Origin of the sequence: Pseudomonas sp. RA_5y_Pfl1_P24 (assembly GCF_963970945.1) — a bacterium.
Lineage (GTDB): Bacteria > Pseudomonadota > Gammaproteobacteria > Pseudomonadales > Pseudomonadaceae > Aquipseudomonas > Aquipseudomonas tritici.
Genome location: NZ_CAXAOJ010000004.1, coordinates 413724 through 437694, shown reverse-complemented (window position 1 = coordinate 437694; position 23971 = coordinate 413724). Strand labels below are relative to the sequence as shown.

25 protein-coding genes and 4 pseudogenes are annotated in these 23971 nt (G+C 60.1%); 15 read left to right on the top strand and 14 right to left on the bottom strand.

What is annotated here, in order from left to right:
- Window positions 1-43: 43 nt before the first annotated feature.
- Window positions 44-424 carry a helix-turn-helix domain-containing protein gene (locus tag AACY30_RS08990; RefSeq protein WP_339428512.1) on the top strand — a complete coding sequence of 127 codons (381 nt, stop codon included), beginning with the start codon at window positions 44-46 and terminating at the stop codon, window positions 422-424.
- Here the strand turns inward: AACY30_RS08990 and AACY30_RS08985 are convergent.
- The 4 genes from AACY30_RS08985 to AACY30_RS08970 form a co-directional block, all read right to left on the bottom strand.
- Window positions 354-911 carry a hypothetical protein gene (locus AACY30_RS08985; RefSeq protein WP_339540180.1) on the bottom strand — a complete coding sequence of 186 codons (558 nt, stop codon included), beginning with the start codon at window positions 909-911 and terminating at the stop codon, window positions 354-356. The genes AACY30_RS08990 and AACY30_RS08985 overlap by 71 nt on opposite strands.
- 97 nt (window positions 912-1008) lie before the next feature.
- Window positions 1009-2511 (bottom strand): amidase family protein, encoded by a 1503-nt coding sequence (locus AACY30_RS08980; RefSeq protein WP_339540179.1) that lies wholly within the window; start codon window positions 2509-2511, stop codon window positions 1009-1011.
- A gap of 110 nt (window positions 2512-2621) precedes the next feature.
- Window positions 2622-3203: a hypothetical protein gene (locus AACY30_RS08975; protein ID WP_339470227.1), complete on the bottom strand. Its 582-nt coding sequence runs from the start codon at window positions 3201-3203 to the stop codon at window positions 2622-2624.
- 271 nt (window positions 3204-3474) lie between these two features.
- The gene (locus AACY30_RS08970; RefSeq protein WP_339470225.1) at window positions 3475-4524 is read right to left on the bottom strand and encodes an MBL fold metallo-hydrolase; all 1050 of its coding nucleotides are present in this window, start codon (window positions 4522-4524) and stop codon (window positions 3475-3477) included.
- Window positions 4525-4646: 122 nt separating this feature from the next.
- On the opposite strand from AACY30_RS08970, the gene AACY30_RS08965 reads away from it, so the two are divergent.
- The 5 genes and pseudogenes from AACY30_RS08965 to AACY30_RS08950 form a co-directional block, all read left to right on the top strand.
- Entirely contained in the window at window positions 4647-5273 is a 627-nt protein-coding gene (locus AACY30_RS08965) for a TetR/AcrR family transcriptional regulator (protein WP_339540178.1), read from the top strand.
- Between the two features lie 190 nt (window positions 5274-5463).
- Window positions 5464-6522, top strand: coding sequence for a diguanylate cyclase (locus AACY30_RS08960; protein WP_339540177.1), 1059 nt, complete (start codon window positions 5464-5466; stop codon window positions 6520-6522).
- A gap of 57 nt (window positions 6523-6579) precedes the next feature.
- Window positions 6580-7551 (top strand): annotated as a pseudogene (locus tag AACY30_RS27425) (PAS domain-containing protein); the annotation flags it as partial.
- Window positions 7552-8103, top strand: a complete 552-nt coding sequence (locus AACY30_RS27420) for a methyl-accepting chemotaxis protein (RefSeq protein WP_406984835.1) — start codon at window positions 7552-7554, stop codon at window positions 8101-8103.
- Window positions 8104-8197: 94 nt separating this feature from the next.
- Window positions 8198-8383: pseudogene (locus AACY30_RS08950) on the top strand (DUF1003 domain-containing protein); the annotation flags it as partial.
- On the opposite strand, the gene AACY30_RS08945 reads toward AACY30_RS08950, so the two are convergent.
- Window positions 8368-9285 (bottom strand): LysR family transcriptional regulator, encoded by a 918-nt coding sequence (locus AACY30_RS08945; protein ID WP_339470220.1) that lies wholly within the window; start codon window positions 9283-9285, stop codon window positions 8368-8370. The pseudogene AACY30_RS08950 and the gene AACY30_RS08945 overlap by 16 nt on opposite strands.
- An 80-nt stretch (window positions 9286-9365) precedes the next feature.
- On the opposite strand from AACY30_RS08945, the gene AACY30_RS08940 reads away from it, so the two are divergent.
- Complete coding sequence (locus AACY30_RS08940; RefSeq protein ID WP_339540176.1) at window positions 9366-10067, top strand: CTP synthase C-terminal region-related (seleno)protein; 702 nt, start codon at window positions 9366-9368, stop codon at window positions 10065-10067.
- Complete coding sequence (locus AACY30_RS08935; RefSeq protein ID WP_339470216.1) at window positions 10064-10384, top strand: antibiotic biosynthesis monooxygenase family protein; 321 nt, start codon at window positions 10064-10066, stop codon at window positions 10382-10384. The genes AACY30_RS08940 and AACY30_RS08935 overlap by 4 nt, the downstream gene beginning before the upstream one ends.
- Before the next feature lie 262 nt (window positions 10385-10646).
- On the opposite strand, the gene AACY30_RS08930 is transcribed toward AACY30_RS08935, so the two are convergent.
- Entirely contained in the window at window positions 10647-10970 is a 324-nt protein-coding gene (locus AACY30_RS08930; RefSeq protein WP_339417066.1) for a DUF2025 family protein, read from the bottom strand.
- A gap of 232 nt (window positions 10971-11202) precedes the next feature.
- On the opposite strand from AACY30_RS08930, the gene AACY30_RS08925 reads away from it, so the two are divergent.
- The gene (locus AACY30_RS08925) at window positions 11203-12330 is read left to right on the top strand and encodes a glycerophosphodiester phosphodiesterase family protein (protein ID WP_339470214.1); all 1128 of its coding nucleotides are present in this window, start codon (window positions 11203-11205) and stop codon (window positions 12328-12330) included.
- The gene (locus AACY30_RS08920; protein ID WP_339470212.1) at window positions 12331-12993 is read left to right on the top strand and encodes a helix-turn-helix domain-containing protein; all 663 of its coding nucleotides are present in this window, start codon (window positions 12331-12333) and stop codon (window positions 12991-12993) included.
- On the opposite strand, the gene AACY30_RS08915 is transcribed toward AACY30_RS08920, so the two are convergent.
- Complete coding sequence (locus AACY30_RS08915; RefSeq protein ID WP_339470210.1) at window positions 12985-13848, bottom strand: sterol desaturase family protein; 864 nt, start codon at window positions 13846-13848, stop codon at window positions 12985-12987. The genes AACY30_RS08920 and AACY30_RS08915 overlap by 9 nt on opposite strands.
- A 155-nt stretch (window positions 13849-14003) precedes the next feature.
- Here AACY30_RS08915 and AACY30_RS08910 point away from each other — a divergent pair, with 155 nt between their 5' ends.
- A complete protein-coding gene (locus AACY30_RS08910) occupies window positions 14004-14309 on the top strand; it encodes a PepSY domain-containing protein (RefSeq protein ID WP_339470208.1) in 306 nt (101 codons plus the stop codon).
- 55 nt (window positions 14310-14364) lie between these two features.
- Here AACY30_RS08910 and AACY30_RS27415 read toward each other — a convergent pair whose 3' ends face one another.
- Complete coding sequence (locus tag AACY30_RS27415) at window positions 14365-15069, bottom strand: methyl-accepting chemotaxis protein (RefSeq protein WP_445261422.1); 705 nt, start codon at window positions 15067-15069, stop codon at window positions 14365-14367.
- A 228-nt stretch (window positions 15070-15297) separates the two neighbouring features.
- Window positions 15298-15408, bottom strand: a pseudogene (locus tag AACY30_RS27410) (hypothetical protein); the annotation flags it as partial.
- Window positions 15409-16251: 843 nt separating this feature from the next.
- Between AACY30_RS27410 and AACY30_RS08900 the strand changes: the two are divergent.
- Complete coding sequence (locus tag AACY30_RS08900; protein ID WP_339470205.1) at window positions 16252-17271, top strand: transporter; 1020 nt, start codon at window positions 16252-16254, stop codon at window positions 17269-17271.
- A 56-nt stretch (window positions 17272-17327) separates the two neighbouring features.
- Here AACY30_RS08900 and AACY30_RS08895 read toward each other — a convergent pair.
- The 3 genes and pseudogenes from AACY30_RS08895 to AACY30_RS08885 form a co-directional block, all read right to left on the bottom strand.
- Window positions 17328-18299, bottom strand: a pseudogene (locus AACY30_RS08895) (biotin-dependent carboxyltransferase family protein); the annotation flags it as partial.
- The gene (locus AACY30_RS08890; RefSeq protein WP_339417075.1) at window positions 18296-19174 is read right to left on the bottom strand and encodes a 5-oxoprolinase subunit B family protein; all 879 of its coding nucleotides are present in this window, start codon (window positions 19172-19174) and stop codon (window positions 18296-18298) included. The gene AACY30_RS08890 and the pseudogene AACY30_RS08895, both read right to left, overlap by 4 nt.
- A 57-nt stretch (window positions 19175-19231) precedes the next feature.
- Window positions 19232-19990 carry a 5-oxoprolinase subunit PxpA gene (locus AACY30_RS08885; RefSeq protein WP_339470202.1) on the bottom strand — a complete coding sequence of 253 codons (759 nt, stop codon included), beginning with the start codon at window positions 19988-19990 and terminating at the stop codon, window positions 19232-19234.
- A gap of 121 nt (window positions 19991-20111) precedes the next feature.
- Between AACY30_RS08885 and AACY30_RS08880 the strand changes: the two genes are divergently transcribed.
- Window positions 20112-21029 (top strand): LysR family transcriptional regulator, encoded by a 918-nt coding sequence (locus AACY30_RS08880; protein ID WP_339417077.1) that lies wholly within the window; start codon window positions 20112-20114, stop codon window positions 21027-21029.
- 33 nt (window positions 21030-21062) lie between these two features.
- On the opposite strand, the gene AACY30_RS08875 is transcribed toward AACY30_RS08880, so the two are convergent.
- Window positions 21063-21524 carry a multidrug/biocide efflux PACE transporter gene (locus AACY30_RS08875; RefSeq protein ID WP_339417078.1) on the bottom strand — a complete coding sequence of 154 codons (462 nt, stop codon included), beginning with the start codon at window positions 21522-21524 and terminating at the stop codon, window positions 21063-21065.
- 89 nt (window positions 21525-21613) lie between these two features.
- Here AACY30_RS08875 and AACY30_RS08870 point away from each other — a divergent pair, with 89 nt between their 5' ends.
- Both AACY30_RS08870 and AACY30_RS08865 read left to right on the top strand, forming a co-directional pair.
- Window positions 21614-22468 (top strand): LysR family transcriptional regulator, encoded by an 855-nt coding sequence (locus tag AACY30_RS08870; protein WP_339540175.1) that lies wholly within the window; start codon window positions 21614-21616, stop codon window positions 22466-22468.
- A 347-nt stretch (window positions 22469-22815) separates the two neighbouring features.
- Complete coding sequence (locus AACY30_RS08865; protein ID WP_339540184.1) at window positions 22816-23310, top strand: GNAT family N-acetyltransferase; 495 nt, start codon at window positions 22816-22818, stop codon at window positions 23308-23310.
- Window positions 23311-23375: 65 nt separating this feature from the next.
- Here AACY30_RS08865 and AACY30_RS08860 read toward each other — a convergent pair whose 3' ends face one another.
- Entirely contained in the window at window positions 23376-23858 is a 483-nt protein-coding gene (locus tag AACY30_RS08860; RefSeq protein WP_339436047.1) for a GyrI-like domain-containing protein, read from the bottom strand.
- Between the last annotated feature and the right edge of the window lie 113 nt (window positions 23859-23971).

Here is a 23971-nt window from a genome sequence, read left to right as displayed (position 1 = left end):
CACAGTATAGTTTGTCCTCCCCGTCGAACCCTGGAGAAACCCCATGTCCTCTCTGGCAATGAGCTCTTTCGTAGAACAGCAGATCGTCCTGCATCAATTCACCGCCAAACACAGCGTACAGGCACGCGCGATGCTGGGCTGGAGCCGGGAAGACCTGGCCCGCCTGGCAGGTGTGTCGGTGGAGGCGGTTCAACAGTTTGAACGCCAGCGCGATGTGGGTGATGAAACCCGCCTGGCATTGGCGTTTCGGTTGGAGGCCGAGGGGTTGGTGTTTTTCCCGGGGTTTGCGCCGGGGTGGGGGATGAGTGTGCGCCGGTTTGACACGACCTCAACCGAGCCCACACCCCAAGGCATCATCTCCCGCTTGATCGGCACAACAACGGCATCAATTGACTCACCAACCCCTCAACCGAATGGTGCGTAGAGTCCAGCCCTATCACCGGGCACGTCAGCGCCTTTAACCAGGTTTCATGCCGACGCAAGCTACCCAGGCTGTGGTTACCGCCATCATAGCGGGCAGCCCAGGCCAGAAAGGCCACGCTATTTTCATGTCGGCTACCACCTTGGAGGATTTCAGCGCCGTAACGCTGCACTTCCCGCAAGAGCAGACGGTGCAGGCGTACTTCCGAATCCAGGCGCAGGAACACCACGTGGGTGAAGTGCGGGATCATGGGGTCGGCCCAGCCGCACAGTGAGCCGGACAGCACCCAACCTTCGAGATCGGTGGTCGGGTCCTGCAGCAGGCGGATGCGTTCATCTTCGGGGCGTGCGACGGTGGAATAGTTTGGCGTCTGCTGCCAGTAAACGTTGTCCGAATCAAAATAGGCAACGTTCAAGCATTCGGCCGAGGCCTTGCCCGACGTCGTGGTACCGGCGCCCGCTGCACCGAGGATGTAAATTCTGTAGGCCATGGCGGCCCTCCATGGCACTGATCGAAGACGCCGGGAACCTCAGGACGGCGGTTGCAGTACCCGACGCCCCATTTGTGATGTGAAATTATGTGCCCGGTCAAAGCCCAGGCTTGATTGCCGCCTGGGCTGCCTGCTCATACCCATGGGCCACTGCCAACAAAGTGGGCTCGGACCAGCGGGTACCAAAAAAGTACGCACTGGTCGGTAGCCCGTCCTCGTTCGTCCCGGAAGGTACGGCGATCCCTGGGTAGCCGGCCGCTGCGACACCGAAGTAACTGTTGGTCTCGAAATCCGAGACCATGGCGTCGAGTTTTTCCGACTTGATAGGGCCGTCCACCGTGCTGCGAAAATCCTGGATGAGCGCGTCCCACAGTGGCTTGCGCTCCTCCGGCGTCAGGGTTGAAGCGCTGATTTGCTTGAGCACTGGCTGATGATCCGCGTCGGATCCATCGCGTTTATCGTTGAACTTGATCAGTTCGGTCAGTGACTTGACCGGCAAGCCCGAGCGCTGGGCCAGGTAACCATTCAACTCCTCTTTCACATCCGAAAGTAGCAACTCGTCGTAGCGTGAAGCATCGGCCAGGCGCATGTTGACCGGCACCAATACCGCACCCTGCTCGCGAAGCACCTCAAGTGTCCGGCCAAATTGCACACTATTCACCACTGGCAGGGTTTCGCCATGTGCGGAGAACGTCGCGGGATATCCAATACGCTTGCCTTTCAAGGCGCCCGAAACCAGTAGCTCGGTGTAATCAATACCTTGGGGCGCGCCTACACTCGCTGGGTCCTGAGGATCGCTGCCGGACATGGCGTTGAGCATCAGCGCTACGTCGAACACCGAGCGAGCCATCGGGCCCGGTGTGTCCTGGCGCTGGCTCGCGGGGATAATCCCATTGCGATCCAGCAGACCGACGCTGGGCTTGAGCCCGACAACACCATTGAACGCTGCCGGCACAATGATCGAGCCATTGGTTTCAGCCCCCACCGCCAAGGGTGCCAGGCCAGCGGCGACTGCGGCGGCGGAACCGGAGCTGGAACCGCCGACGTCAGCATCAGGATGGTGAGGGTTGCGGGTTTGCCCACCCCGGCTACTCCAGCCGTCAGGGCCACCTCGAAACCCAGCCAGTTCGGTCATATTGGTTTTACCCAGGATCACCGCGCCCTGCTGAATCAGGCGATCAACCAACGGCGCGTTCTTGCCGGCCGTTGCGCCGAACAGTCCATACGCACCTGCACTGGTTTGCATGCCTGAGGTTTCAATGGTGTCCTTGAGCAAAATAGGAATGCCATGCAGCGGCCCGCGCACTTTGCCGCTGGCTCGCTCACGATCCAACTCGCGTGCGGTCTCAAGTGCTTCAGGATTGAGTTCAATGACGGAGCTCAGTTGCGGGTCCACCTTGCGAATCCGTTCCTGCAGGTAAGTGACCAGATCGGCCGATGTTAGCCCGTCCGACCGGGCCATTTGCGTGCCGAGTTCTTTGACACTCAGGTACTCGGTACCTGGAGGAACTGCCTTTGACGCTACGGGCGCGTAGTCGCCAGCAAAAGACTGCACGAGTTGCCGAACGATGGAGCCCATACCATATGCGATACCTAACATAAGACCTCTTCGGGGGTAAGAAATGACGAAGGACCCAAATTGATCCGTGCCCCAGCCTAAAAACCCATCCCCCGTTCAGCAGCGCGACGCAGGTCATTTACAACGTAGGATTATTCAACGCTGTGGGTAGCCACTCCTGCATCCATCAGATCCCGAACGCTCCGATACCCCTGTACCAGGCTTTTCAGCGAATCCCTCGACCATTGCGCACCGTAGAACCAAAGTGTCGCACCATCCCCCAGTGGTTCGCCAAGCACCGGATACCCACTCCTGCAAGCGCTATGGAACGCGGCGCTGCGGCTGTCAGACACCAACGCGTCCAGTTGATATTCATGCACAAGTTCATCGATTTCATTGCGCGTGTACTGCCGGCCATTGCCTTGGTGGGCAAGCACCGGCACCGGCTGAGCCCCCGCCCGTGACAGGATGTCCAGCGCTCTCAGGAAGGATGGGCTGTGGTCTATGAACGCATGTTCATGGCCGCCGGCAAACCGCTCGGCAAACCCCACGCGCCTGCCGCTCAACGCCTGGGCTGGCGTAAAGGGGCTGTTATTTTGGACGAGGGGCACTTGCACCATCACCGGCCCAGAAGGATCGACACCACTCAAGGCAATCAGAGACAGCGACGGGTCGCGCAGGGGTTTAAGGGGAAGTCCTGGGGCGTCATACCCCGGGACCGGAACGCTGCTCACAGGCTGATCATGAGCGCGGGGATCGACACCAAAATTGATGCCTCTCAGGCTCGCATGATCCTTGGACGTAATTGCCAGACCTGAACGTTCAGCGAACACAGGTGCGGGTTGATCTGTCGGACACGCCATACCCGCTTGCCAATATTTCCCACACTTACTCTCCATAAGATCTGCCCCGAGAAATGACTTCCCGGGAATCATCGCACCCTTGCCTGGCACCTGTCGCAGCTCTGAAACAGCTTGATAACTCCTTTTTCCGATACCTCTTTCGTCAGTTGGCGAGGTGTTCCTGTGCGCCTCGGGTTTCCACCTCCAACCACCATGCATACCCACGCTCGGGTTGATTCAAGCTGAATGCCTGCCCCATCGGCGGCGTGGTAATCGAAACGCTGCGCTCCCAAGCCAGGGCCATGATGCGGTCAAACGGTTCGTGCCACGCGTGAAACGCCAGGTCGAAGGTGCCGTTGTGAATCGGCAGCAGCCAGCGGCCTTTGAGGTCGATGTGCGCTTGCAGGGTTTGCTCCGGCTGCATGTGCACATGGGGCCAATCGACGTTGTAAGCACCTGTTTCCATCAACGTCAGGTCAAACGGGCCGTACTGTTCGCCAATACGCTTAAAGCCATCGAAGTAACCGGTATCTCCGCTGAAAAAGATCCGCCGCGCGCCATCGATCATCACCCAGGAACACCACAAAGTCTGGTTGGCATCAAACAGGCCGCGCCCGGAAAAATGCTGCGCAGGCGCGGCGACAAAGCGAATGCCATCCACCTCGGTGCCTTGCCACCAATCCAACTGCCGCACTTTGCTTGCCTCCACGCCCCACTTCACCAGGATGTCGCCCACGCCCAGGGGCGCAAGAAAATAGCGGGTTTTGTCAGCCAATTGGACGACAGCCTTGCGGTCGAGATGGTCGTAGTGGTTGTGGGAAAGAATTACCGCTTCCAACGGCGGTAATTCCTCAAGACTGATGGGCGGCTGATGGAAACGCTTGGGGCCGGCCCAACGGAACGGTGACGCACGCTCGGCGAACACCGGGTCGGTCACCCAGAATTTACCGCGCATTTTCAGCAGTACGGTGGAATGCCCGAGGCGGAACACGCTGTGATCCGGAGCCGCCAGTAACTGCTCGCGGGTCAGCGGTTGCACCGGGATCTGTCCCACCGGTCGCGTGCTGCGAGGCTTGTTGAACAGCATGTTCCAGAAAATACGCAAGGTCTTGCCAAAACCACCCTGCTGCACAGGGGCATCATTGCTGAAGTGGCCCTGGTCTTGCCGGGGCGCTGCTGGCGAAGAATCGACACGGGACGAGATCGTGGCCATTACCGGGTGACTCCTACGGATCGGTATAAGTTACACTGCACAGTGTAGTTTCAAGATTGCAACAAAATCCGGAGCAAGTAAACTACCGAGTGTAATTTCCCCTGAAGAGCCGAGCGCTACCCATGACTGCCCCTCAACGCCTCACCGACCGCAAACGCGAAGCCATCGTGGCAGCGGCCATCGCCGAGTTTCGCGTTTGCGGTTTCGAGGTCACCAGCATGGACAAGATCGCCGCCACCGCCGGCGTTTCCAAGCGCACGGTGTATAACCACTTCCCCAGCAAGGAAGAGTTGTTCGCCGAAATACTCCATCAACTCTGGGCCAGCAGCGTCGCACAACTCGACGTCAGCTACGCCAGCGATCGCCCGCTGCGTGAACAACTGCGTGGGTTGCTGGAAGCGAAGATGAAGATGATGTCGGACGCCAATTTCCTCGACCTGGCCCGGGTGGCGATCGCCGCCACCATCCACTCACCAGAGCGCGCACAAGACATGGTCACCCGTCTGAGCAAACGTGAAGAAGGCTTCACCCAATGGGTACGCGCCGCTCAAGAGGACGGCCGGCTCAACTGCAGCGACCCGGCATTTGCCGCGCACCAGATCCAGAGCCTGCTCAAAGCCTTTGCATTCTGGCCGCAGATCACTTTGGGCCAGCCGGTACTCGACGCGGCCAATCAGGCCAGCGTTATCGAGTCAGCCATTGACCTGTTCCTGGCCGGCTACGCGGTCACCCCTCCCAGTCATCAGTAACAAACCATTGCTTGAGCGACATTCCTAGTCGTTTTTGACGTATTCGCACGCTGTCCTGCACAAATGGCTTGGAAGGACACTGATTATTCCCACGCGAATCACTGACAATTCACAATTATTATCCGAGCAACGGTTCAACCCGCTGACGCACATTGCTGCACCCGCAGAAAAAGAACGGCCCCAGGAATTTATGGAAAACAGACGAGGCAAAGGGCTTTCATTTGCCAGACGTATCTACAAGCCAAGGATTATCGGTTTTGGTATCGGCTGCATCAGTGTCACAGGCGCCCTTTATCCGCTCGCGATGCCGGGCTGGGTCTGGGCATTCCTGCTGTTCCACGGTTTTGCCTGGGCGCATCTGGCGTACCAACTCTCGACTCGTTCGCAATTCCCCTATCAGGCCGAACAGCGCAATCTGCTGTACGACTCGTTGTGTGGTGGATTCTGGGCCGCGGCCACGCAGTTCACGCCCCTGACAACCGTGACGATCCTTTCAATGATGACCATGAACAACGTCGCTGCGGGCGGCAAGCGTCTGTTCCTGCGCGGGTTGTTGGCGCAAGCCGCCGGTATCGGAGTCGCAGGTGCGCTGTTCGGCTTCACGTTCAACCCCAGTGTCAGCCTCATTCAGGTTTACACCTGCCTGCCGATGTTGACCCTCTACCCCATGGTCATCGGCGCGGTCTGCTACCAGTTGGCGATCAAACTGTCGGAGCATAAACGCGCGCTCAGCGCCCTCAGCCGCACTGACAGCCTCACCGGCCTGCTTAACCACGGTTCATGGAAAGACCTGCTGCACCTCAAGTTCCACAAGTGCCAGCAGCAACAAAGCCACGCCACGATTGCCTTGATTGATATCGATCACTTCAAACAGATCAACGACACCCACGGCCACATCGTCGGTGATGCCGTACTGCGCCAATTGAGCCTGGAACTGCGGCGCAATCTGCGTGAAAACGACTTGGCGGGGCGTTACGGTGGCGATGAGTTCTGTGTGATTCTTCCGCAAGTACCGTTGGAAGAGGCGGCGCAGGTGATGGAACGCATGCGCGAAACCTTCTGCAATTATCGCAACCCGCAGATCCCAGAGCTGCGTGTCAGCCTGAGCATCGGCCTGGCAGATTTCCAGCCCTTCTTCACCGATGCCGCGATGTGGCTGAATGCGGCGGATCGGGCGCTGTACGCCGCCAAGGACACCGGGCGTAACCGGGTCAATGTCAGCGAAGAAATGATTGCCCATTCCGCCTGAAGTTGTCCTACGACTCTTCGTCTGAATCTTCCTCTCAGCACCCGAGAAGGAAGCACAATGCCACCATTGGTCGACTACCCAAAAAGGTCCTGCCCCTGGGGCGAACTTCTTGCCAGGCTGATCACTCTGAACCCGTTGTCCACCCCCCCTGTCAGCACAAGGAAGCTGACAATGAGCAAGTCAACCGTATGGCGGATGCCTTACGGGGGCAGGCGCATACCCACGGAAACCCTAGAAGTTTGCTTGCCCGAGCACCCGAACATGCTATTCAACGCCCATAAAAAAACCATCAACACCTTGCAACACACCATTGCCCAACAGTCCAGCTTGCTGGACGCCATAGAGCGCTCCATGGCGGTGATCGAATTCGACCTGTCCGGCAACGTGTTGCGAGCCAACCTCAACTTCCTCCAGACCATGGGCTACCGCGCCGAGCAGATCGAGGGGCAGTCCCATCGAATGTTCTGTACGCCAGCGTTCGCCCGCAGCGCCGAGTACAACCAATTGTGGTCGACCTTGCGCAATGGCCAGTTCCAGTCCGGCACCTTTGAACGCGTGGCCGGCGATGGCCAGTCGGTGTGGCTGGAAGCCAGCTACAACCCGGTGCGCGATGACGCAGGTCAAGTGATCAAAGTGGTGAAGTACGCCATGGACGTCACCCCACGGCTACAGGCCGAAAGCGAAGCCAATGCCAAACTCGAGGCCATCGGCCGTGCCATGGCGGTGATCGAGTTCAACCTCGACGGCACCATCATCACTGCCAACGCAAACTTCCTGCAGCGCATGGGCTACAGCCTGGCGCAGATCCAGGGTCAGCATCACCGCATGTTCTGCACCGCAGAGATGACCAAAAGCTCGGCCTACAGTGATTTCTGGCAGCGCCTGAACCAGGGCGAATTGTTCAGCGGCCAGTTCGAGCGGGTGGATAAAAATGGCCAAACCGTGTGGCTCGAAGCCAACTACAACCCGGTGTACGACGCCAGCGGGCGCCTGTGCAAAGTGGTCAAGTTCGCCTCCGACGTCACCGCTATGGTGCAACAACATGCCGCCGACGCCGCCAGCGCGGCCCAGGCGTACCACATCTCCCTGACCACTCGGGACATCGCCGAAAAAGGCGCCGAAGTAATCCAGCAAACGGCCAGTGGCATGCGCGACATTGCCGCGGACATCGATAGCTCTTCGCAACTGATCGCCAAGTTGGGCGAGCGTTCGCAGCAGATTACCACCATCGTCAATACCATTCGCGGCATCGCCGACCAGACCAACCTGCTGGCACTCAACGCCGCCATCGAGGCGGCGCGTGCAGGCGAACAAGGTCGCGGGTTCGCCGTGGTGGCAGATGAAGTACGCCAACTGGCGGCGCGCACCAGCGGTTCCACGACGGAAATTTCCAGCATGATCGCGATGATCCAGGATGAAACCCGCCAGGCCATCCACAGCATGGACGGCACCCGCGACCGCGCTGCGCAAGGGGTCGACCTGGCGAATCGTGCCGGCACGGTAATCCTGCAGATTCGCGAAGGCACCAGCGAGGCGGTCCAGGCGGTGAGTGCGTTTGCCAATGAGCGCGGCGGCAACTGACCGGTTCTTCATGTGCCTGCCGGGGGGCTCGGTCAATAGTGCTGAATTGTCTGCAAGCAAAAGACCCGAGCTCAGCATGCCCCCAGAAAAGCCCGAAGCCTTGGTGACTGTCAATACCGAGCGCCAGGCCCAGACCGAGCAGGCCACCAGACGGTTACTGGAACGGCTGGAGCAAAATACCCGGCTTACGGAAATGACCAAACAACTGACAGAACACATCGAAAGCCTGACGTGTGAAATGCATGAGCACTTTGTCCGAAAACCTCAAGAACACCCGTGATCCCCGGTGGGAGCGGCGGTGCCACACTTCATCCCAATACGCCGCCCCAGTTCATCGAACAACGTCACCACCGAGCGCAACGCCCGGCAGTCCGCGCGCGTGAGCAACCACAACGCCGTATCGTGCCCGGCCAACGCGGGACCCAGCGGTTGCAGGCCTGCATCCAATAGAAAGTCCGGCAACGCCGCCACCCCTAGCCCCGCCCGCACCAACTCGGTGACCGACAACATGCTGTTGCAGCGATAACTGGGGCGCACACCGGGCAGGTGCACGCGGCGCCAGGCGACCGTAGGGTGGTCGGGCAGGAAGTCATCCGGGGCGATCCAGGGCAGGTCGGCCAACTCACGGCCCGCATGTTGGCGGGCGAAACCAGGGCTGGCGCATACCTGATAGGCCACACTACCAAGGCGACGGCCCACTAGATGCTCCGGCGGCGTGCGGGTCAGGCGCAGGGCGATGTCAGCGTCGCGGCGGCTGAGGTTGGCGAAATCATTCGACGTGCTCAGCTCCAGGATCAGCGCAGGGTACTGCGGCATGAATTGCGCCAGGGCCGGCAGCAATAAACCCTGCAACACCGAATCGGTACAGGTCAGGCGCACCGTGCCGCTGATCACTTCACCCCCCTGCTCCACGCCAACACGCGCCGCCTCCAGTGCTTGTTCAGCGCGCTCCGCCTGCTGGGCCAGGTTGCTTGCCAGGCTGGTGGGCAAGTAGCCCGTGCGGCTCTTTTCAAACAGTGTCTGGCCCAGCGCCGCCTCCAGGCGCCGCACTGCGCGGAACACCGTGGACACGTCCACTCGCAACAACGCCGCCGCCCGCGCGAGGGTGCCGCCGCGCACCAGGGCGAGGATCAGCGACAGGTCAGGGTAGTCAATTGAATAGTGCGTTGCTGCATTGAACATGTGGGCAAACGCCAATTTTGATTGCGTTGGCGCCAATCTATAGTGCACCCCAGGACTCCACAAGCCATGGGACGTACACGATGAACGCCACACCCTTGCACCTCGCCCTGATCGGCGATTACAACCCCGATGTTATCGCCCACCAGGCCATACCCGTGGCGTTGCAACAGGCAGCTGACACCTTGGGTCTGATCGTTCATACCCAGTGGCTCGACACGGATGCGCTGCCCCAGTCACTGCATGGCTTCGACGGGTTCTGGTGCGTGCCCGGCAGTCCCTACCGCGACACCGATGGCGCACTGCGAGCGATCCGTTTTGCCCGCGAACAGCGGCGTCCGTTTCTCGGCACCTGCGGCGGTTTTCAACACGCGGTGTTGGAATATGCCCGCAATGTGCTGGGCTGGAAGGACGCCGAGCATGGCGAACTCGCTCCGCATGCAAAGCGCGCGGTGATCACGCCACTGAGCTGCACACTGGTGGAAGCCACCGACACCGTGCGTTTGGCGCCCTACACCCGCATCGCCGAAGCCTACGGGACTCTTGATGTACAGGAAGGTTATCGTTGCCGCTATGGCGTGAACCCTGAGTTTCTCAAAGCCCTGCTGGAAGGCGATCTGATCCCCAGTGGCCATGACGCGGCAGGTGACCTGCGCGCGGTGGAACTGCTCGGCCACCCGTTCTTCGTGGCCACCCTGTTCCAACCCGAACGCAACGCATTAAAAGGCATCACCCCACCCTTGGCGATTGCCCTGCTCAAAGCCTGTCAGGCGGTGTCGGCATGATCGCGCGCACGCCTGCCCCGCCCTACTACGCGGTGATTTTCAGCTCACTGCGCACCGAGGGCGATCAAGGTTACGGCCAGGCGGCCAACCGCATGCTGGAACTGGCGCGCGAACAACCGGGGTTTCTCGGTGTGGAATCGGCACGGGAAGATGGCCTGGGGATTACCGTGTCGTACTGGGAGAGTGAGGCGGCGATTTTGGCGTGGAAGCAGCACGCCGAGCATCGAGCGGTGCGCGAACAGGGGCGCGCCACTTGGTACTCGGCCTTTCAGACCCGGGTGTGCAAAGTAGAGCGGGCTTACACACTCCACCATTGAAATAGTGCCTGAAGAGCAGCCCAAAAATTCTGTGGGAGCTGACTTGTCGGATCGCCGCATCGCTACGATAGCCAGAGGTCTATACATTTTCTGCATAGCAACTGTCGAGCCACGGCGTGGCTGCGTCAGCGTTGTGTCAGACAGGCCGCAAACGCAGCCTCGCCAGGGCTCGAAAGCTGCTACGCACGATCATATTTAAAGTGTGTAGTTAGCTATGCTGCGATTCGACAAGCTTGCTCCCACAGTTTATCGGCCTCGTTATTCAGCTCACCAGACTGCGCAACGCACTGATCTGCGCAATCTCCGCCCTCCGCATGTACACCCGCAGCGGTTCGGTGATGTTGATGCGGTCGTCGATGTTCTGATCCAGCAACAACTGGAGGCGCTCGCGGGACAGGGTCATGGTCTGCTCCGGGGCCGGCAGCCAGACAAACTCGGCGGTGGGGATGATGCCGTCATCGGCCACGTCCATACCGAAGGCGTCTTCGCTGAAACGTACGATGTACTGGCCGGTCTTGCGGTTGAGGCCAACAAATCCGTGGAGTTGGTCGGCGGCCTGGCAGATAAGCTCGGAGGTGATGCGCATGGTAAACCTCACTGAAAAGTCCTATATGGACTGGAAAGATGGTTTACACGCGTGGCAAAAAGTAGCGTCCTCTAATGGGGCAGCTTCGGGCAAGAGTACTGCAATGCATCCCCTAAAAACCCGAAAATTTTGCCCATGCGCACTTTAATGTCGGTTTGGTGATAGCGCCTTTCGCCATCAATTGTTAAAAAGGAGGCCTTCTCAAAGCCTCCTCCACGAAAGGACTTCGCATATGCCTGTCACGTTTACCAAGAGCGCCCTGCTGCTGGCCCTGATGCTCGGCCTTGGCCAAGCACAGGCTGCCGACCCGATCAGACCGGCTGAATTGGCGACTAACGAAGGCATCCCCTACCCTGCCGTGATCGCCCACCGGGGCGCTTCATACGACGCGCCTGAGTCCACCGCCGCCGCCTACAAGGTTGCGCGTGACTTGGGCGCCGACTACCTGGAACTGGACCTGCAACGCAGCAAGGACGGCGTGCTGTTCGCCCTGCACGACAACAACCTGCAGCGCACCACCGACGTGGCCACCAAGTTTCCCGACCGCAAGGACGCCCCGGCCAACGAATTCACCTGGAAAGAATTGCAAACCCTCGACGCCGGCAGTTGGTTCAACGCCGCCTACCCGGACCGTGCGCGCCCGGGTTTCGTCGGCTTGAAAATCCAGAGCCTGGACGACATCATCAAGATCGCCGAGGGCAACCCGCAGCACAAACCCGGCCTCTACATCGAAACCAAGGAGCCCAAGCAATTCCCGGGCATCGAAGCCGACCTGAAGAACAAGCTGCTGGACAAAGGCTGGCTGAGTTCCGCCGGTTCCAAGCTGGGCAAGAGCAACACCGGCGTCGGCCAGGGCAAGGGCCGCGTGGTGCTGCAAACTTTCGAAGTGGCGAGCCTCAAAGCGCTGCAGAACGAAATGCCCAACACCCCGAAAATCCTCCTGCTGTGGGTGGGCGAAGGCAGCATCGAACCGAAAAACAAGCAGACCTTCGCCGAATCCGGCGAACCAACCAAGGCCGCCTACTACGCCAAGCAGGCGCCTAAGGACGCTGCCGAGTTCGAAAAATGGGTCGACGAAGCCAAGAACCTCGGCGCCATCGGCACCGGCCCATCGGCTGAGCTGACAGACCACGGCGACCAGAGCTATTCGGACTTGGTCAAACCCGAGATGAACAAGCTGACCCACGACAAAGGCTTGCTGGTACACGTCTACACCGTGGATGAGCCGGTCGACTTCGAGAAGGTGATGAAAGCGGGCGTCGATGGCATCTTCACCAACCGCGCCGCCGAACTGCTGAAGTTCTACAAACGCTGGCCGTCGTCCAGCGTGCAGGACCTGCTGAACGACTATAAGTACTGAGTGAAGGCCCAATGGTCAGGCCGCCTGTGGTTGGGGCGTGACTACGGCCTGATCCTCGGCGAGCTGGGGCGCACCGCGCCCCATGCGCATTACGCCCATCAGTTGATGCTCTGCGCCCGGCCAATCACGGTCAGCCTTGATGGCCAGGTCACCACAGCCCATCGCCTGTTTATCCCTTCGCGGCAGACCCACGCCATTCTCGACACTGAGGGTGAGGTGAGGGTGCTGTATGCCGAACCCGCCGTGTTTGATACCGCCCACTTGCAACACCTGTTGATCCACGAACAGCTGTCCCTGGACGGGTTACGCCAACTCCCCCGGCGCACGCAGGATGATCCACGGGTGGAGCGTGCCCTTGCTGCACTGGATCAGCAGTTGAGCGGCAAGGTTTCTGCCCACGCCCTGGCCGAAGCGGCGCACCTGTCATTGAGCCAACTGGAGCGGCTGTTCTCGGATCAATTCGGCTTGCCCGTGCGCCGCCTGGTGCTATGGCGACGCTTGCGCATCGCCCTGCAATTGGCACTCGCCGGCGGCACGCTGACCGACGCTGCGCACGGTGCGGGTTTTGCTGATTCCGCGCACTTCTCACGGACCATGAAGCAGTTGTTTGGCGTCACGGCGGCAGCCTCATTGCGCCAGCTGGAGGTGCAGCTATTAGCGTAAATCGTCTGGCAGTGCCGGTTCCTTGCTCAAGGCAACCGGCCTGAACGGGTCACGCAACTGTTCCCCATACGCCACCGGGAAATCCGGTCGACTGCCAATCCCCAGATCTCCCGGCCCCATGCGATACCCCTCGCGATAGAACGCCGTGCCCAGCAGCCAATCCCACAGATTGAAAAACAGCCCGAAATTCACATCCCCGGCGCGACCATACTTCATATGGTGAAACCGATGCACAGGCGCCCAGGCGAACACCCAGCGCAACGGCCCCAGGCGCATGTCCACATTGGAATGCTGCAACAGCAATTGAACGGCGATGGCCAATGCCAGCAACTGCGCCACCGGAGAGGGAATGCCCAGCAGGATCAATGGCAGCAGCCCCGCCGTGGCTTCCAGCATCTGGTGCAACGGATGCTTCATCAACCCATTGAAACCGTAAAGCCGCTGCACGCTGTGATGCACCGCATGCAAACGCCACAGCGGCCTAATGCGGTGGCTGGCGTAATGCATCAAGGTAATACCGGCATCAGCGAGCACAATCGCCATCAGCAGTTGCTCCCACAGCGGCCAGCCACGCGGCCAGATACCTTCAAACGCCAACAGCGCCGTGAGCCCCGGCAGGATCAACAATCCAGCGGCATTCAGGCTTTCGTTGACCAAGGCGTGCAAGGTGTCGCGCCGCCGATCGCCCAGGCTACGATTCCACTGCGGTTCATAGGGCAACCACCGCTCTGCCAGGAATGACACTGCGACGGCAATCACGAACAGCAGAATCAAGCTGTTCGGCTGCCAGAGTCCGCAACCGATAAACCCCAGCAAAAAGGCGGGCGCGTAGATCCAACTCACTAACCGTTTCATGCCGAGTCTCCTTTGAAGTGAGCCCCCAGCATGAAATCCCCCGCGCGCGTCGGATTGAACAAACTGCGCAACCGCTTGAAATAATTAAGGATGAATTAAGTTGCGCTGGATAACCTGACCCCACTTAAACAGCTCACCAGACAAGGACACACACCATGAAAAACCTGACCGCTTTGTTCGCCGCTACCGCCCTGACCCTGACTGCTGGCCTGGCTCAGGCAGACGTTCGCCCAGACCAGATTCCAGGCCTGTTGCAGTCCGGCGCCGTGAAGCCTTTCGAGCAGCTCAACAAAGACGCCCTGGCCAAACACCCCGGCGCCACCATCAATGACACCGAGCTGGACAACGAAGCCGGTCGCCTGGTCTACGAAGTGGACCTGACCGACACCACCGGCAAAAAGTGGGACCTGAAACTCGACGCCAAAACCAGCGAAGTCCTGGAAAACAAACTCGATACTTGAGTCGAATACGCAAAAAAAAACGCCACCCTAGGGTGTGGCGTTTTTTTATGCCCGATCAGGCGCCAAGACGCGCCGTCACCTCATTCAACTCGCTCGACAACCCGCGCAGGTTGTGGCTTGCCGCTTCGGTGCGCTTGACGTTATCGAGGTTGGCCGTGGCCACAGTGGTGATCTGCGTGATGTTGCGCGAGATATCCTCCGCCACCGACGTCTGCTCCTCGGCAGCCGTGGCGATCTGGCGGTTCATGTCGCGGATCGCCTCCACCGCCTGGGTGATGTGAGCCAGCATGGCGCCGGCCTGCGTCACCTTCTCCACACTGTCATCACTGCACGACTGGCCGCTCAGGATGGCTTCGGCCGCGTCCACCGCGCCGGTTTGCACGGCCTCGATAATGCCGTTGATCTCGATGATCGACGCCGCCGTGCGTTGCGCCAGGCTGCGCACTTCATCGGCCACTACCGCGAAACCACGGCCGGCCTCGCCTGCGCGCGCGGCTTCGATGGCGGCGTTGAGCGCCAGCAGATTGGTCTGCTCGGCGATCCCGCGTATCACTTCCAGCACCTTGCCGATGCGCACACTATCGGTTTCCAGGCGGCGGATGATGGTGCCGGTGTTGAGGATCTCGTTGCGCATCTGGCCGATGGTGGCGATGGTAACCTTCATCACTTCACCACCTTCGCGGGCCGAATGATCGGCCTCATCAGCAGCACGGGAGGCACTGGCGGCGTGGCGCGCGACTTCCTGGGCGGTGGCCGACATTTCCGTCATGGCCGTGGCCACCTGGTCGGTGCGGTTGAATTGATCGCTGGTACCGTTCGCCATCTGCCCGGCGATCGCATTCAACTCGCCGCTGGAGCTGACCAGGTCGGTGGCGCTGCGCTGCAGGCGGCTGAACGTTTCGGCAAGAAAATCGCGCAAGGTATTCGCCGCTGCGGCCAGATGGCCCAGCTCATCCTGGCGACGGCTGGCCACACGCTCGGCGAAGCGACCGTGGCTCAGTTGCGTCACGTAATCGATCAGGCTGCGGATCGGCAGGATCAGGTTACGGTTGATCAGCCAGAGGCTGAACAGGCCGATCAACACACCGGACAGCAACATAACCGCCAGGCCCACCAACACGGTGCGCTCAGCGTAGGCGCTAATGGCTTTGGATTGCTGGCTGCCGTGCGCACGCAGGTCGTTGACCAGTGCACTCATCTGCTCGCTGGCAGCGCGGTCCACGCCCTTGACCGCCGTGTCGCCGGCGGTTGCATCGCCGCCCGCCGCTACGTAGGCATCGCGGCCCTTCTGGTAGGCCACGCCGAGTTGCACGTGTTCCTGGCGCAGGGTTTCGATACGCCGGCTCAGGGTCGGGTCGCCGGTGGTCTGGGTGACCAGCCGCGTAAGGATGTCTTGCACATCGCGCTGACGGTCCTGGAACTGGCCCCAATATTTCTCCATGTCCTGAGGCTGCTTACCGCGCAGCAGGACGTTTTTCCATTCCTGCACCTGCACTTTGAATTGCAGGTTGGCCTCGTCAATCATCTGTGAAGTCAGTAACGGCCCATCAATCAAACTGCGATAACTCTGCACGCCGTTGGACAGGAAGTTGAAACACGCCAGGGCGATCAGCAACATCGCCAACAGGCTGCCACCGAGCAGCGACAGGATTTGTGCTCTCAAGGAGGTTCGCAAAGCATTCATCGGGGAAAAGCCTCGATACAAGGAATTGGTGCGTGCACGCCTAACGTCCTTGTCGTCAAAGCACCGCCCATCCACGGCGGTTCATATGCCATGAATCGGCCGAGCTGGAGGCTTCTTGAACGGTTGCTGACAACCGGTCAAATAAATGTCACCACAACGAAATAATTCCAAAATCGTCACAAAACTGTCATTTCACCTTGCAATGATCGCCCACGCGACCTGTGAAACGTCCTACAGGCCATTTCTCTGCGAGCCCCCATGAACCACAGCATTGATCACAGCCACCAGGATCCCGATCTGTTTGGCTTGCTCTACGGTTTCCGTTTTCGGCCCGGTGAAAAGGGCGAGCAGATAGATTCGGCCACGGCGCTTCAGGCCCTGCAGCAACCGGCCGACCCGGAAGCGTTTTTGTGGCTGCACCTGAACCTGGCCCACGCGGCGTGCGAACGCTGGATGCAGGCACACCTGGACCTGCCGGAAGAGTTCTTCGAAGCCTTGCATGAAGGCTCGCGCTCCACGCGTATCGAACATGTCGACTCGGCCTTGCTGGCAGTGGTCAACGACGTGGTGTTCAACTTCAGCAGCATGGTCTCGTCGGATATTTCCACGCTCTGGGTCTGCGCCCGCAGCCGTCTGTTGATCAGCGCGCGCCTGCAACCACTGCACTCGGTGGACAAATTACGTTCGTCGGTAAAGGCTGGTGAGAGCTTCCGCTCACCGCTGGCCTTGCTGGTGCACCTGCTGCGCGACCAGGGTGAAGTACTGACGCAGATCGTGCGCAAGACCAGCATCAGCGTCGACCATATCGAAGACCAGTTGCTGTCCTCGCGCTTGTCCACCAACCGCGCCGAACTGGGTGCCGCGCGCCGGGTGCTGGTGCGCCTGCAACGCCTGCTGGCGCTGGAGCCGGGCTCGCTGCTGCGTCTGCTCAACCGCCCGCCGCAGTGGCTGCAAAAGGAAGACGTGAAGGAACTGCGTAAATCCACCGAGGAGTTTGCGCTGATCATCAACGACCTGATGGCCTTGGGCGAACGCATCAAGCTGCTGCAGGAAGAGATCGCAGCCAACCTCAACGAGCAAAGCAACCGCACGTTGTTCACCCTTACGGTGGTGACGGTGCTGGCATTGCCGATCAACATCATTGCCGGTTTTTTTGGGATGAACGTGGGGGGTGTGCCACTTTCCCAGGATCCGGAGGGGTTTTGGATTCTGGTGGCGTTGGTGGCGACCTTCACCTTGATTGCCGGGCGCTGGGCCTTCCGCAAATTTTCATCTTGAAATGAGATCAACTGCGGGAGCGGGCTCGCTCCCACATTTGGTTGTGTATTTCTTCTGTGATTGAAGAGTCCAACCATCGCGTTGACCCGTTTCTTGTACACCCGCCGCGCCTCCAGTGCTTCCTCCAGCGTCACCGCCACAAACCCGGCCCGCTGGTTCGGCTGCATCTGCCCGATCAAGTCCAGATCGGCACTGATGACCGTGCCAATCATCGCGTACCCGCCGCCCGACACCGCGTCCCGATGCAACACGATCGGCTCCAACCCGGCCGGCACCTGGATCGAACCAATCGGGTAGCAACTGTCGACGATATTCGAAGGATCGGAGCCCGCGCCAAACGGCTGCTCCCTTGGCTGAAAGCTCAGTGCACTGCCGCCTTTGAAGCGATAGCCGATGCGGTCGGCTTCGGAACCCACCGTCCAGGGCCCGGCAAAAAAACTGCTTTTGGCCGCATCCGTGAGGCGCTCGTAATACAGCCCCGGCACCACACGCAGGGTCACATCACCGCCCACCGATCGGCGCAACGCCATCGGCAAACTGTTGCCCGCACGGCCCGTACCGCTGGCCTCACCGATGGGCAATTCATCGCCTTCCTGCAAGCGCCGACCGTGAAACCCACCGAGTGCGCCGAGGGTGTAGGTCGAACGACTGCCGAGCACCCGCGGCACATCAATACCACCGGCCACCGCGAGATAGGTCCGCGCGCCGGCCTTGGGAAATTCAAAGCGTAAAACCTGCCCGGCGCGCACCTGGAACGCGGTGTCCTGGTGCACCACTTCACCGTCCAGGCGCGGCGACATCAAGGCACCGCTGAGTGCCACCAACGCGTCCTGTTGAAACGCCAGTTCGGGGCCTATCAGCGTGCATTCCAACCCCGCCGCGCCGACCGGATTACCCACCAGGTGATTGGCCGCACTCAACGCATATTGGTCCAACGCGCCCGACGGCGGGATGCCCAAGTGGTAATAACCTTCGCGGCCAAGGTCTTGCACGGAGGTGGCGAGGCCGGGTTTGAGGACCTTGATCATGCCAGCGCCTCCTGCAAAGATTTCGGATAACCAATGGGGTCGGCGAGAAAGGCGTCGAGGGAAAACTCCACCGAGCGGATGCGCAGGTCGAAACGTCCTGCGTCCACTTCGGCCACCGCCAGGTCGTAGGCGTCACGGTCCATCGGTTTGAATTGCACGATATCGCCGGGACGGAAGAACACCATGTGTTCCTTGAGGTACGCCAATTGCTGCGCCGGGTCGTAGATCGGCGCCGGGGTCACGCCGAACATCTGGTAACCACCGGCACCGCGTACCGAATAGATGCAACCAAAGCAGCCGCCATGGCCGAGGGTGAGTTTCGGCGTGTCGGTGCGCGGGCGCAGGTACTTGGGCACCTGCAACTGCCGCTCGCGCTCGACCATCTGGAACATGAACGGCAAGCCCGCGACAAAGCCGACCATCGACACAAACCACGGCGCACCACTGTGGGCGGCGATAAACGCATCCACATCGGCCAGGCCATTGATGCGCGCCGCGTATTCAAGGTCGGTGCCGCTGGGGTCTTGATGGCGGTCGCGAAAGCGCATCAGGGTTTCATGGGTCCAGGGGTCGTTGTAGAGCACTGGAATTTCAATGATGCGCGTGTGCAGGGTGCGTTCGGCCACGGCCTGGGATTCGGCGGTTTGCACCGCATCGAGCAGTGCATGGGGCGCGATGCGGTCGGGGTCGAAGCGAATCTGGAACGATGCATTGGCCAGACACACGTCCAGCACGCCCTCCAGCGCCAGGCGTTCCACCGCACGCGTCACGGCCATGCCTTTGAAAAAGGCCTCCAGGGACATGCTCTCGCTGACCTCGGCAAACAGGTGTTCATCACCGCCGAAGCTGTAGCGGATGGGAGACGTTTCAGCCATGTCTGTTCCTCTTGGAATCATTGTAGAAAGGCAGGCGAAAAAAATAATGTTTCGATCTTATTGGGGTGTTTTGACGGTGATGCCCGCTCGGTCCAGGGCTTCGCGGGTCGCTTCCACCAGTTCAAGCGCGCCGGGCGTGTCGCTGTGCAGGCAGATGGAATCGAATTCGATAAACAAGTCTTCGCCTTCAACGGTGCGCACCAGACCGGTCTGGCACGCACGCAGGACTCGCGCCGCCACCGTCGCCGGATCCAGCGCCCGCACATTGCGCGTAAACACGATGGAGCCCGTCAGATCGTACTCACGGTCGGCATAAAACTCGCGCACCACCGGCTGCCCGAGTTCCTGGGCGACGCGCCAGATCACCGAGTTGGGCATGCAGTACAGCAGTAATGTCGGCTCGATGATTTGCAGGTTTTGCACCAGCAGCCGCGCGGCTTCTTCGTCGCGGGCGAGGTGCATATACAGCGCGCCATGGGGCTTGATGTGTTGCAGGATCATACCTTGGGCACGTGCAATTTCACGCAGCGCGCCGAGCTGATAGAGCATGTCGTCCACCAGTTCCTGCGCCGGGGCGTTGATGTGGCGCCGGCCGAAGCCGACCAAATCACGAAAGCCAGGGTGCGCACCGATAGCGACGCCCAGTTGCTTGGCACGCTCGACGGTACGGCGCATGGTGCCGGGGTCACCGGCATGAAAGCCGGTAGCGATATTGGCCGAGCTGATATAAGCCATCAGCTCCGCGTCGACGCCGTCGCCAATGGTCCAGGGGCCGAAGCCTTCGCCCATGTCTGAGTTGAAATCCACTGCCTGCATCAGGGTCGCTCCGCCAAAAGGTGATGCTGGAAAGTAGGCTGCAGCTTGACCCCTTGGGAAGATCTATTATCAGATGGCCCATCTTCTGAAAATCAGATAGCCCTACGTTTTGGAGAGGCAGATGTCCCTGACCTTGCGCCAAGTCCGCTATTTCGTCGCCACGGCTGAGATTGGCCAGATTTCCCAGGCGGCGATTCACCTGAATATCTCCCAATCGGCAGTGACCACGGCGATCAAGGAATTGGAGGCCATGCTGGGTGTGCAACTGTTCGTACGCTCGGCCCAGGGCATGAACCTGACCGACGCCGGCCGGCACTTTCTCAACCGCGCCTATGTAATTGTGCGCAGTGTCGATGATGCGTTGAACAGCCCGTTGCCCGACTACCGCGCCAGTGGCGTGTTGCGCCTGGCGGCCAGCTATACGGTGCTCGGCTACTTCCTGCCCCACCACTTGCAACGCATGGAACACTGGCACCCGGACGTGACCATCGAGGTCTTTGAGCAGGAGCGCCAAGCCATCGAACAAGGTTTGCTCGACGGCCAGTTCGACATGGCGGTGGTGCTCACCGCCAACCTCACCCACCCGGATATCGTCTCGGAAATCCTGTTCAATTCGGAACGCCGCCTGTGGCTGCCCAGCCATCACCCCCTGTGCGAACGCGGCGCCGTGAGCCTGGCGGATGTGGCCCAGGAGCCCTACATCCTGCTCACCGTCGACGAGGCCGAGCACAGCGCCATGCGCTACTGGGAGCAGGCCGGGCAAGCACCAGAGGTGCGGCTGCGCACCAGTTCGGTGGAGGCAGTGCGCAGCATGGTTGCCAATGGCAGTGGTGTGGCGATCCTGTCAGACCTGGTGCACAGGCCTTGGTCATTGGAAGGCAAACGCATCGAAACCCTGACCGTCACCGACCCGGTAACGCCCATGAGCGTCGGCCTGGCTTGGCACCGTGAGCGTGCGTTTACCCCGGCGATGCAGGCGGTGCGCGATTACTTCCACGACGCGTTCCTGGCGCCGCAGCAGTTGTCGGCGCGACGCTAGAGCCGGGCTTGCAAGGTGGCGGCAGCAACTGGATCACCGGTCAGCGCATTGAGGCTTCGGGGGGGATGTTTCTTTAAGCCCCAGGCGCTTCTCGCGCAGCACGTCATAGCCCCAGTGATACACATAGGTGTACGGCAGGAAAAACAGCAGTACACCTATGTCGAGGATGAACGCCTGGATCAGGCTGATGTTCAGCCACGCCGCGATCAGCGGCACGCACACCAGAATCAGCCCGCCTTCAAACAGCAACGCATGCAACACCCGCGTCCACGGCGTGTTGGCCAGTTGCAGGCGCACCTTGAGGCGGTCGAACAGGCCGTTGAAGATCACGTTCCAGGTCAGCGCGATCAGGCTGATCGCCAGGGTGACCATGCCCATTTCCAGGGCGGGCTTGTCCATGATCCACGCCAGCAGTGGGGTGCAGATCAACAATGCCAATCCCTCAAAACCGATGGCTTGGCAAACACGTTCAGTAACCGACTTGGTAGGGCTCATAACCTGCGCTCAGTGAGTGACGAGGGTTGCCATGATCGCTCTCTGACTCGATACTTCATAACCAATAACCATCGATCAAGGCGATAGTAATGGCCTCCCATGAAGTGCTGCAGGCGTTTGTGCAGGCAGCCACCCAGGGCTCGTTTTCCGCAGCGGCGCGCAAGCTGGGCAAGAGCCAGTCCACCGTCAGCGCGGCAGTGGCGAGCCTGGAGATTGACCTGAATGTGGTGCTGTTTGACCGCACTAGCCGCAAGCCGACGCTGACGCCGGCAGGCCATGTGTTGCTGCAACGCGCCGAGCAGGTGCTGGAGGCCAGCAGTCGTTTGGAGCTGGCAGCGAGCCAGTTGGCCCAGGGTTTGGAGCCGAAGCTGACCATCGCCATGTCCGATACTTACCAGTCCGATCGCTTCGAGGTCGCGCTCAGCGCCTTTGAGCAGCGTTACCCGGACCTTGAACTGGAATGCCTGATCGCTGAGTGCGAGGATTTGGTTGCCTTGGTACAAAGTGGCCGCGCGCACCTCGCTTTTATTGAAAAACAGGATAACTACCCGCCCGACCTCACCGGCGCGCCGGTAGCAGAAAGCACGGAAATCTCACTGTTCGTCGCGGCCAGACACCCACTGGCCAACCTGAAAAACATCCCCGCCGACACGCTGCAGCAGCATCGCGAACTGCGCCTGGCCAGCATCATCAACCCGACTGAAACCCGCCCCAGCGGCCGCGTGTGGTCGGCGCCAAGTTACTTGATGTTGATGGAAATGGCGCAACTGGGCTTCGGCTGGGCACCGCTGCCGCGCTGGTTGGTCGAACGTTTTGATGGCGGCCAATTGGTCGAGCTCAAAGCACGCAGTTGGCCGCGCTCGGTGGCGGTGGATGCGCTGTGGTCGCGGCAGCACCCGCCGGGGCCGGCGGGGAGTTGGTTGTTGGGCAAGATGCTTGAGTGATCCCGGCCAGACAATGAAGATCAAAGCGGGCTTGCTCGCGAGAGCGGGGGGTGAGTCAACTTATGTGTGGCTGGAACATCGCGTTCGCGAGCAAGCCCGCTCTCACATTTTGATCACCTACCGTGCGCTCGATCCCGCATGCCTTCGGTGACCAGCGTCACCAACCGATCCAGGCTCTGACCCCATCTGTCATGAAACCTCTTGAGTCTTATGAGTGTTGTGTTCAGAGACTCAATGGGCGCACGGGACTCACTATAGTTCGCGTCGCTCAAGGTTTCCGGTCGACCCGACAGACGCCAAACCCGCTAGAATCACGCCTCTTCGTAGGATTTCGGATGCGCCCACCCATGGAAACCCGCCTCGTCTCCTATGAGACGCTGAGCCTTGTACAGAAACAGCAGCTCGACACCCTGCAAGTGCATCCCGAGCAACTGGCGTATTCCGGTGATATCTACTGTGCGCTGAACAGCCTGCTGGTCAATCCCTATCCCGACGCGATCAAAGGCTTCGCCCTGCTCGCCGACGACCAGCCCGTGGCCTTCCTGTTGCTCAAACGCCCACCTTGCCTGCCCCATTGGGCCGATGAACACAGCGCGACGCTGCATGCATTGCAGGTGGACCGGCACCAGCAAGGGCGCGGATTCGGCAAGGCATCTTTGCAGGCGTTGCCGGCGGCGGCATTGCAAGCGTGGCCACAGATCAAGGGCTTGGAGTTGTCGGTGGACGCGGAAAATGTGCCGGCGATGCGACTGTATCTGGCGGCAGGATGGGTGGACCGTGGGGAGGCGTACAAGGGGCGGATTGGGTATGAGCGCCGGTTGAGGTGGGCGTTTAATCCTTAGCGGAATGTCACGTAAACAGGACGTTCGCACGTGCATGTCCTGTTTACGTGGCATGGGCAGCAGTTTCAGCCTCTTTCGCCAACCGGCAACCAGATCTCCACCGTGCCGGTGCCTTTGCGCCCATCAAAATCCGCACTGTATCGCTCGAAATCCGCGCCTATCACCTTATAGCCCGAAGATGGCAGCCATTCGAACATGATGCGCTCGTAGGTTTGCTCAAGCGCCTGCACCGGCCCGTAATGCGGGAACACGGCATAGTTGAGCGGCGGAATTTCGATAGACTCGAAATTGCCCGGCACTTCGGCTTTACTCGGGACTTCAACACCGGCCATGTAATCGAATTCGCCGTGATGGGGGTTATGGCAAACGCCATACGTCACCCCACCAACGCGTTGCTTGATGTCCTTGATGCAGGTATCAAACAACTCCCACAGTTTGGGGATATCACCCACGGTGGCTTTTGAATAACGCCCTTGTACACCGGCAATCACCAGAGCCTTGCCCGCTTCCATGCGCGGTTCTAACGGTTGTTTTGTCTGCTGATCCATACGAACAGTCTCCTTCTTATGAGGGAACAAACCCGCATCGAGTATAGGGGCATATCCGTATTGGACTCCATGCAGAAAATTTTCCTACGCATCTGGACAACTGGCCATCACCG